Origin of the sequence: Glycomyces sp. NPDC021274 (assembly GCF_040641195.1) — a bacterium.
Lineage (GTDB): Bacteria > Actinomycetota > Actinomycetes > Mycobacteriales > Micromonosporaceae > Glycomyces.
Genome location: NZ_JBFADC010000082.1, coordinates 1 through 1,269, shown reverse-complemented (window position 1 = coordinate 1,269; position 1,269 = coordinate 1). Strand labels below are relative to the sequence as shown.

Genomic DNA, 1,269 nt, shown 5'->3' with positions numbered 1-1,269 from the left:
GGAACAGTCCCCGCATGCCGGGGTGGCAGGCGGCCAGCCCGCCGCCGTCGGTGTTGACCGGGAGTTCGCCGTCCCGCAGCAGCCGCCCCTGCTCGACGAAGGCGCCGCCCTCCCCCTTGGCGCAGAAGCCCAGGTCCTCCAGCGTCACCAGGGTCATGTAGGTGAAGGCGTCGTAGATCTCGGCGAGGTCGATCTCGGCGGGGCGGACGCCGGCGCGCTGGAAGGCGAGCCGGCCGGAGACGGCGGCGGGGGAGACGGTGAAGTCGTCCCACTCCGACATCGTGGTGTGCGAGACGGCGGTCCCCGAACCGAGCACCCAGACCGGGCGTTTGGCGAGGTCGGGCACGTGGTCCTCGGCGACGAGCAGCACCGCGCAGCCGCCGTCGGAGCGGATGCAGCAGTGCAGCTTGGTGAACGGGTCGGCGATCATCGGCCCGGACAGCACCTCGTCCACGGTGATCGGCTCGCGGTACATGGCGTCCGGATTGCCGGCCGCGTTGGCGCGCGCCTGGACGGCTACCTGGGCCAGCTGTTCCAGGGTGGTCCCGTACTGGTGCTGATGGCGGCGCGCGGCCATGGCGTACTTGGCGATCAGGCTGTGCCCGTAGGGGACTTCGAACTGGAGCGGGCCGCGGGCGCCGAAGGAGAGGTTGGCGGTGCGGCGCTTGGCCTTGATGTCGGCGCGGGCGGTGGAGCCGTAGACCAGGAGGACGGCGTTCGCGTGCCCGGCCGCGATCGCGTCGGCGGCGTGCGCGGCCATCACCTCCCAGGTGGCCCCGCCGACCGCGGTGGAGTCCACCCAGGTGGGGCGCAGTCCCAGGTATTCCGCGACCTCGACGGGGGCGAGGGTGCCGAGGCAGGCCGAGGCGAACCCGTCGATCACCGACCGGTCGAGCCCGGAGTCGACGAGGGCCCGGCGGGCGGCCTGGGCGTGCAGGGCGTACGGGGTGGCCTCGTCCACCCGCCCGCAGTCGGAGAGCGCGACTCCGGCGACGGCGACCTTGCGTTGTCCGGCGGGGGTCCCTGGCGTCAGCGACATGAATCTGACGGTACATCAGATCCGTTGGGGTGGGCAGGGGGAGTCTCCGGCGCTCCGCACTAGGAAAGTTCGCTTCCCCTCCCTACTATGACGGGCCGTCAGATTCGGACCCCGTTCGGGCGGACGGGTGTCGTCGCACGGCCGGGAGGAGCCCGCCGATGGATGCCGCGTTCACCGAGGAGCAGGACGAGATCCGCCGCACCCTGCGCGCACTGCTGGACAAGCGCTGC

General features: G+C 72.2%; 1 protein-coding gene. It reads right to left on the bottom strand.

From position 1 onward, the window contains the following. The coding region (locus AB0I03_RS26735; RefSeq protein ID WP_360417393.1) for an acetyl-CoA acetyltransferase at positions 1-1,039 on the bottom strand (1,039 nt) is incomplete at its 3' end. Positions 1,040-1,269: the final 230 nt, after the last annotated feature.